At 39.9% G+C, this 8,039-nt stretch carries 11 protein-coding genes; 3 read left to right on the top strand and 8 right to left on the bottom strand.

Annotation, left to right across the window (positions count from 1 at the left end; genetic code table 11):
• The first annotated feature begins 135 nt into the window (after positions 1 to 135).
• The 3 genes from H8Z82_RS16265 to H8Z82_RS16255 all read left to right on the top strand — a co-directional run bounded on the left by H8Z82_RS16265 (position 136) and on the right by H8Z82_RS16255 (position 1,330).
• Positions 136 to 516, top strand: a complete 381-nt coding sequence (locus H8Z82_RS16265) for a DUF2500 domain-containing protein (RefSeq protein WP_026076988.1) — start codon at positions 136 to 138, stop codon at positions 514 to 516.
• A 62-nt stretch (positions 517 to 578) separates the two neighbouring features.
• On the top strand, positions 579 to 785 hold the full coding sequence (locus H8Z82_RS16260; protein WP_019161967.1) for a hypothetical protein: 207 nt from the start codon (positions 579 to 581) through the stop codon (positions 783 to 785).
• 308 nt (positions 786 to 1,093) lie between these two features.
• Positions 1,094 to 1,330 (top strand): DUF6061 family protein, encoded by a 237-nt coding sequence (locus H8Z82_RS16255; protein ID WP_012744332.1) that lies wholly within the window; start codon positions 1,094 to 1,096, stop codon positions 1,328 to 1,330.
• Positions 1,331 to 1,448: 118 nt separating this feature from the next.
• Here the strand turns inward: H8Z82_RS16255 and H8Z82_RS16250 are convergent, their stop codons facing one another.
• The 8 genes from H8Z82_RS16250 to H8Z82_RS16215 all read right to left on the bottom strand — a co-directional run bounded on the left by H8Z82_RS16250 (position 1,449) and on the right by H8Z82_RS16215 (position 7,879).
• A complete protein-coding gene (locus tag H8Z82_RS16250; protein WP_016304801.1) occupies positions 1,449 to 2,084 on the bottom strand; it encodes an HAD family hydrolase in 636 nt (211 codons plus the stop codon).
• Positions 2,074 to 2,676, bottom strand: coding sequence for a sugar O-acetyltransferase (locus H8Z82_RS16245; RefSeq protein WP_117674858.1), 603 nt, complete (start codon positions 2,674 to 2,676; stop codon positions 2,074 to 2,076). Before H8Z82_RS16245 ends, H8Z82_RS16250 begins: the two co-directional genes overlap by 11 nt.
• A gap of 11 nt (positions 2,677 to 2,687) precedes the next feature.
• A complete protein-coding gene (locus tag H8Z82_RS16240) occupies positions 2,688 to 3,287 on the bottom strand; it encodes an HDOD domain-containing protein (protein ID WP_019162948.1) in 600 nt (199 codons plus the stop codon).
• Between the two features lie 76 nt (positions 3,288 to 3,363).
• Positions 3,364 to 3,603 carry a hypothetical protein gene (locus tag H8Z82_RS16235; protein ID WP_330608020.1) on the bottom strand — a complete coding sequence of 80 codons (240 nt, stop codon included), beginning with the start codon at positions 3,601 to 3,603 and terminating at the stop codon, positions 3,364 to 3,366.
• Between the two features lie 88 nt (positions 3,604 to 3,691).
• Positions 3,692 to 4,603, bottom strand: a complete 912-nt coding sequence (locus H8Z82_RS16230; RefSeq protein ID WP_016304806.1) for an AraC family transcriptional regulator — start codon at positions 4,601 to 4,603, stop codon at positions 3,692 to 3,694.
• Positions 4,604 to 4,826: 223 nt separating this feature from the next.
• Positions 4,827 to 5,531 carry a DUF6040 family protein gene (locus tag H8Z82_RS16225; RefSeq protein WP_019162946.1) on the bottom strand — a complete coding sequence of 235 codons (705 nt, stop codon included), beginning with the start codon at positions 5,529 to 5,531 and terminating at the stop codon, positions 4,827 to 4,829.
• On the bottom strand, positions 5,515 to 7,236 hold the full coding sequence (locus H8Z82_RS16220; RefSeq protein ID WP_279289733.1) for a MobA/MobL family protein: 1,722 nt from the start codon (positions 7,234 to 7,236) through the stop codon (positions 5,515 to 5,517). Before H8Z82_RS16220 ends, H8Z82_RS16225 begins: the two co-directional genes overlap by 17 nt.
• A 328-nt stretch (positions 7,237 to 7,564) precedes the next feature.
• Positions 7,565 to 7,879 carry a hypothetical protein gene (locus H8Z82_RS16215; protein WP_008394181.1) on the bottom strand — a complete coding sequence of 105 codons (315 nt, stop codon included), beginning with the start codon at positions 7,877 to 7,879 and terminating at the stop codon, positions 7,565 to 7,567.
• Positions 7,880 to 8,039 lie beyond the last annotated feature (160 nt).

The following is an 8,039-nucleotide window of genomic DNA, read 5'->3' as shown; positions in this document are numbered from 1 at the left end:
AGTTATAGATACAGATCCACAGTGCCTTTTCAAAATATATCAGAGATGGAAATAAATACCCAGTGTTAACTGGGAGAAAGGAAAAATCCAATTACCATCTAAGATAATTGGATTATACGAGAGTTTATGAATGTGATGTTTGATTTATTTGATTTGATTTTTCCAGTTATGTTTTTGCTGATATTTGGGATGATCTTATTTACATTTATAAGTGGAATAAGAACTTGGAATAAAAATAATAATTCTCCCCGTTTAACGGTGGAAGCCAGAGTGACTGCCAAGCGACAGAATACGACACATCACAACGAGCCGATTGGAGGAGACACTTCAGGAAACCACGGGTATCATACTACCACCAGTATCGCTTATTATGTTACTTTTGAGGTGGAAAGCGGCGATCGGATGGAGTTTTCTGTATATGGAGAAGAGTATGGAATGCTGGCAGAAGGAGATGAAGGAAAGCTGACATTCCAGGGAAGCCGTTATCTGGGATTCGAGAGGGCTATTGAAAATTAGAAGTAGAATTTCAAGTTTGTAGAATTAAGAAAATCGGAAGTTTCAAAGGGAGTAACGAATAAATGAACAAAGAACATCATAATGAAAATAAAAATGACGAAGAAGATGCTTTAACATTAGCCAAACTTTTTAGTAATTGGTATGTAGGTGCTGTTGTAGGATTTGCGCTAGGTACTTTAAAGGGGGATTCAACAACAGCGAGTATAGGTTTGGTTATTGGAGCTACTGTAAGTTGGATATTTAAGAAGTGTTTAATGAGCAAAAAATGAGTTTGTTTGTTAACTTCCAGTTGATATTGCACTTATTTTAGGAAATTTAATAACTGTTATATTTGATTATCAAATTCTTCGCAAACCCTTGAAAATACTAAGTTTGTAGCAAGTGTACTTTCCCTTACTCTTTCCCTTGTGTTACATTCTCCCATTAGCTTTCATGAATCTTAATATGGGAAAAATTAAGGGAAAGAAAATTTCATAACACAGTATAACATATAACAATAACAACATGGTGAACTGATTGAAATGTTTTCGATATTTAACTCTATAACTGATTATTAAAAAAATGGAGATAAGATACGATGAGAACAATATTTGCAGAATACAATCCACACAGAAACAGCATTGATGTTTATACCAATGCCGGTTATATGCTCCGCATTGACTGTTGGGAAGCTGAGAAGAACTTAAAAACCACTCCTGGATCAGACTGCGCATTAAATACACTTGCTATTGATGAGCCACTTGAATATGCACGATTATATCTTGATGGTAATATGCAAATGTGGGTAGATGCAGAAGATTCTTTGGAATTGTAAACCACAAGTAGCCTGTATGCTTTATTTTACATACAGGCTACTTAATCAAAATCACCATAATTGATCAAGCAAGTTTTTTTAATATACCTCGGAGTCATTTTCGTTCGATCTTTCATCGCTAATAAAATTTCTCTGAAGTGATAGCAGATAACAGATTGGCAGGTTTTTCTAAAAAATAATCTGCTTTTATGTGCTTATTATGACTGCCCCATACTGCTAAAGCAAAATCAATTCCCGCATTTTCCGCACATTTACTGTCATATTTGCTATCTCCGATATAAAGTACTTTCCTATGGTCTGTTTTTGATAATTCCACATATTTCAAAATCGGTGCGGCATTGGGTTTATGTTCCTGTGTATCGTCTGCACATATGATTGTTTTGAAATAATGACTGATACCAAACGGACAAAAATCATGTGTAAATTCTTCCCTTGTCTTTGATGTGACAATCCCCATTTCATAATCCAGACTTAGAAGATTTTTCAATAATTCAACGATTCCGTCAAATACTTTAATGTTATTTGTATAGTTACGCATATTTTTATCCCATAATTCTATCGCATAGGAAGTGTCTTTTATCGCAAGTTTTTTCAAAGCGTCTGTTCCTGTAATCCCTAACGCAAATCTTAGTTCAGAACATGGTATCTCTCTCCCGGACAATCCCTTTATAGTTTCCTGTAAAGAATGTAATACAGCATATTCCGTATCAATCAGAGTGCCGTCAATGTCAAAAACGATATGCTTATACTTCATGCTGCCACCTTTCCCTGTCTGTATCAAAATAACGTATCACCCTGCATGGATTTCCTACTGCAACACAATTAGGCGGGATAGGGCGGGTAACTACACTTCCAGCCCCTATCACGCTGTTTTTTCCTATAGTGACTCCGGGCAGAAGAATACAGCCGCCGCCAATCCAGACATTACTTTCTATTTCTATCGGACGTGCATAGGTTCTAAAAAATGTTGTCTGACGTTCCCTCCAATCCGGCACAAACCTTTCCTGTGGTAAGACGGGGTGTGAAGATGTATAAATCTGCACATTTGACGCAATCAATACCCTGTCGCCAATTCGGATAGTTTTGTTATCCACAAAGGTACAATTCATATTGACGATCACATCATTTCCCAAAAAAATATTTTTTCCATAGTCGCAATGAAAAGGCGTGTCGATTGCCACATTTTCCCCTATTCCGCCCAACAGCTCCCGAAGAATGGAAGTGCGTTTTTCTGTATCTCTATAATCAGAAAAATAATATTTCCGTGTTAATTCCCTTGTGCGGGCAATCTGCTTTAACGTATCGCTGTCCGCTGTTTCCAAAAAATCACTGGATTCGTAATACACAATATCCCCCCTTAACGAAAACTGTTTTCCATAACGCCCGGAAGCAGGGCATAGATAGAACAGCCAATCTGATCCTCAAACCGTTCTTTAATCTCTAAAATCTTTTTCCATCTGTCTATTGTCGCTGGGTGAACGCCGTATCGCATTGTCACGTCTACAAATCTCTTTTCCAAAAGACAGAACCCCGAAGGCATAGCCAATGCGTCACATAACTGTACAAGACGGTCATAATCATCATATACCGCATTTGCAACAAATTCTTTCATAAACAGGTAATCCTCATCACTGACATCAAACTCTCCGATAGATGTGGCAATATCCTGTATCATAAATGCGTGGGATATACATATTTGTGCGGCTTTTCCCCACCCACGCTCCATACAGTAACGATAGCCGTCTATCAGATGCCTTTCCGAACTCACTCCGGCATAACGTCCAATATCGTGTAACAGCCCGAAAATATACGCCTGTTCAGAAGATAAATCTTTACAGTGTGACGCAATGTTTTTACAGGCTTCGGCTACATACCGGGAATGTTCTGCCCATGCTCCCGGATTGGATTCTGCCGCTTCCCTTAATGCCAGTTCTGCGGTCTGAATGTTCAACTCCATTTTTAACTCCTTTCAAAAGGGCGGGGCTGGAAGATAAACTGTCCAGCCCCTTTATGATGAAATATTTACAGATAAATCAGCAATCCCCGGCATAGTACGAAACAATGTTCATATAGTCCGTTGGATTCGGAACTTCTAAAACAAGCCGCAAACAGTTTTTGTTTTGGGAGTATTGCCGCCACAAACTGCCCTGTATCTTTTCTTCCCCATTGATGTTTTGTTTTTTACCATCCGGGCAGAACATATTTACTTTGCCGGAACAGCTATTGACCGTATCTAAAAAATTTTTCATGTTCAGAATGTTCAGTTTTACCACTTTGCACTCACCTCCTGTAAATGACGGATTTACTTTACAGGTATCATTATAATGCAAAAGGAATAGAAAAAATATTTCTTTTCTGCCCTTATCTATCACTATTCTGCCATTTTCTCCGATATTCTGTGGGTGAACAATGTGTGTATTCTCGAAAAACCTTTCCAAAATAACTGCTACTCCCCAAACCGCACTCATGGCTGATAACGGTAACTGCTTCCTGCCCCTTTGCTAGCATCTGACAGGCAGCTTGCAGACGGTAAGCCTTTATATACTCTACGGGTGTCATGTGCAGACAGTCATGGAACACTCTATAACACTCCCTTTCGCTTAGGTATGCTGCTGCCGCAAGTTCCGGGATAGAGATTTTCTCTCTGTAATGTTCGTGAATATATATCATCATCAGCTTTATTTTATCGTTGCTTTTATTATGTTCCCCCTTTTTTTCACGCATAGGACGGGATAGTTCAAAAAGCATGAGCCATATTTCTGTTAGGGTTTCCCGCAGTTTTATTTCATATCCAAATTCATCACTGGATAAACGAAATGAAGCGGCAAGCAGTTTCAAAATCCTTTCTTCTTCTGCATTGCCTGGAAAAAGCGGAATTACCTCAATCTGTGGGGCTGTTATGATAGGCGCAATATATTTTTGTTCAATCCTGCTTCCCTGTTCCCCGGCAAGTAGGGAAACATCGAAAATATGAAGTAGCTGTATATTCTTTTCTTTCTGCGATATTGCTTTTGTCATATGGAGTACATTGGAATTTACTATGCCGCCGCTTCCAGCCGGAAACAACAGTTTTCCTCCCGGCGTATCATATTCAATGCTACCACTTTCCATATAAAAAAGTTCCACTGTCTTGTGCCAGTGCCACGGTACATAATGTCCGATATACTTGTCAAGTTCTGCCCTTGAAGCGATATAGGGAAAATCTTTTTCAAAACCGGGAAGCAGTTCTTCCTTGCTTCCAGTATAAAATTCAATGCTATGGATATTTTTCATGTCTGTTCACCTGCACATCTGCGATTTTGTATCTGCTTTATGGATTAAATATACTAGAATAGCTCGGTAATTGTCAATCAATCAAAACAGATTCATTTGGAAGATTATAAAAAATAGTGTTAAAAATCAAAGAACAGTTTTCACAGACTCTAAAAATCTGGATAACTAAAAATAAGTATATTTGTTTTGTGAAAAACAGGCAGTTTTACCTGCCCATTTTACTTTAAAAATATCCTCGTTTTTCTCGCCAGTTTTTCACATAACATCGGATTCCGATATAAACCGCATGTACCAGAAGTAGCAACATAATGAGGTTTATCGGAATAATTGATTTTATCCATTTTCCGAAATGGATTATGATAGCTGTACTCATTATCACCACCATGATGCTGATAATATCCCAGCAATATTTCCGGTAGATTTTCCCCACCTGATAGCCAGTCCCGATTATCAGCAATCCCGTTATGATAAATAAAATTCCCATAACAATACTTACAATCAGCCAGTACACAATCCCTGAAATGATACTATTTGAGATTCCACTGCTTAACTGTCCGAAAGAATCTGCACCTGCAACAAATTTTTGAAACAGGCTTAAGATTCCTTTAGCAAACATACTGAAAAAGCTAATACAGTCACTAAAGAAAACTGGAGAAAGGATAGCAGTGAATAGTGTAATGGCTATACTGTACCATGCCAGCAGAAACAGGATACTTTCATAACCAGCCGTCATATTTTTATATTTTTTCTCTAACTGAATTTTACGGTTATCGCATTTTTCTTTTGCTTTTTGGTAAGCAGTGCGGTCACAGTTATCGCATTTCTCATAGGGCACTTTTTTCTCAACAGCTACCTCTGTTGTCTTTTGGTGTGTCTGTGCATAGCGTTTTGCCTGTTCCGCTTTTTCATACCTAAATTTCCATGCCACGACTTCTGCGTCGGCTCTTTTCCTGCTGTCTGTCTCGTTGGCTAATTGTTCTTCTATTTTCCTTAATCTTGTCCGCAATGCTTCGATATTCTCGACTCTGTTTTCGCTGTTCAATTTCTCGTTCAAGGTCAGCGATCTGTTTAGCTGCCTGTTCAGTTCCATAATCATCTGGTCTTTCTGATCCAGTTCGTCCTGCATCTGTTCTGTCATCTGTAGAAGTTCTTCCACTTGACCGACGTTCTCTAAGTTTACGCATTCTCGCATCTATATCCCTCACTTTCTCTATCTGCTGTTTAAGGTCAGTAATTCTCTGCTCTGTTTCAGCAATAAGCTGTTCTCGTTGTTCAGCCTCTGCGTTAATTCCTGCCATTGCTGATTCTCGGTTTCCAACTGTTCGATTCTGTTTTTCTGCTGTTCGATCTGGGAAAGCAGTTCTTCTGTATCTGGCAAAAGATTCAGCAGTCCGGATAACTCGCTGTTTAATATCTGCAAACTCTGGTTCTGCTCCTGAAAGGACAGAAGCTGGCTGTCTTTTTCCTGTAATTCCTGTACCATCTCTGCCATAAGGTTCTGCTGTTCCTCGATCTGGTTTATCATTGATTCCATCATGGGAATGACTTCCCGGCTTTCTTCTAATGTCATTTAATCGCTCCTTCCATAATGATAATGCACCTGATACTTTTCCAAAGGTGTCCAGTATCTTTTGCAATAACGTGTTTTGCTGTTTTATGATTTGATTTTCCGCTACTTTCCACGAACCTTTTATTTCCTGCCCGGCAAGAAATTTTTGTTCAATCTTTCTTGCGTCAGCACCTTCATGGATGGTAGGAATCTGGAGTTTTCCCTGTTTTTCATAAGAACGGTGATCAACCTGATTATGCAAAGGAAGATGTTCATTACACACCTTTGCCCACTCACTCCGCCACAGCTCACAATTTTTGGGATTGTTCCATCCAGTAGCATCGGTCAGCACCCGTTTCCATTGCAGGCGGTTTCTTGCACCAATCTTCTGGATTCCGTTTTCGTCTAATACAGGGATACGGATTCCATGACGGTCAGGGTTTTTCTTATCCTGCCACCAGTCCGGGTGGGATTCGTCAATCACGATATTTCCGCTTTTATCTCTGACAAAATCCCAATCCTTGACTTCTTTCTTTCCCCAAGAATGGTCCGGGTTAAAAGGTCGCATCGTCAGAAGCAGGTGGACATGGGGGTTGCCATCCCCTTTGTCGTGGATACTCCAATCAGCACACATTCCCTTATCCACAAATGTTTTTTGGATATAGTCGGATGTATATTGAATCTGTTCCTGTCTGCTCCATTCTTTTGGGAGGGCAAATTCAAATGACCTGCCAAGTTGGGCATCCGCACTTTTTTCAATCTTCAATACCTCATTCCATAATCTTTGTTTCTGAAATGTGATTTTGAATTTTTCTAAAGCAGCTTCTTTATCTTCTGACCTTTTGTAGCGGACAGATTTTTGAAAGCGTTTTATATTTTCTTCTGGTACTATCTGCCATTCAGGAGGTGCGTTTTCACACATCATCAGACTGGTGTAGACCACTTCTTTTTTAGAAGTGTAATAACTGATTCTCCCGGTTTCCTCGTTTTTCATCACATCCCCATTGAGATATGCGGAAGCGGAGATAACAGATTTCCCTTTACTTCGTCCGACTATTTTGATTGTGTAATGAAAAATCGCCATATCTGGATTCCTCCTTTCTGCACATCCGGTATAGATTTCCGGCAACATTGCTTTCGATTTTAGAAAAAGCAGCATTGCCAGAACGCCCTCTGCGTAAGAGTGCCCTGCGCATAGCAGCCTGCATGGAATGCGCCTCTCTGGCGAAGAGTGCCTCCTGTGGCATGAGCAGGTTTGGCTGAAAGCCCCGCCGACGGAACGAGCCCGGCAAGCGTGAGCGCAGACCGGTTGCCACTTGTGGCAAACTTATTGGGGACGACCTCTGGTTGTCCATAAGTGCGCCCTTCATGAAAAAGCAATGAAGGGAATGAAAAACTCATCCCATCCGCCATTACACTTCCTCCATATCGGTATTTGTTTCTTTCTGCATTGCCTTTGAGAAAAATTTCCCATTGGCTTCCTGCTTTTTCAGAAAACCAATCAGCTTTGGGATGTCTTCCTCCTCAATAGTCGCACCAAGAACGGATTCCACCGCACCGCCAACCTGACAGAGCCTATGGGTTCGTTTTTTACTTTCTTCGGCTTTCTTTCGTTTTAGAAGTTCTTTCTTCTGTGCTGCATATCGTTTTGCTTTTTCAAGGCTTTCCTGTTCCTTCTTTTCCATTTCAAGCATTCGTTCTTCATAACTTTTTGTTGATTTTGCCATTCTTACATTCTCCTTTCCTTCACAAACATAAGTTCTCGGTTGCACTCCATGTATCTGTGGAATGGCTCAAAGGGGAAACAGATGAATATGAAACCGACATTACGGATAAGAGAGAGTTACAGATTCGTGATGCGATGGGAGATATTCTGGAACAGTTACC

It is taken from the genome of Blautia difficilis (assembly GCF_014297245.1).
GTDB lineage: Bacteria > Bacillota > Clostridia > Lachnospirales > Lachnospiraceae > Blautia_A > Blautia_A difficilis.
Note: the sequence above shows the minus strand (reverse complement) of the source record. Positions and strands in the feature narration are given on the sequence as shown.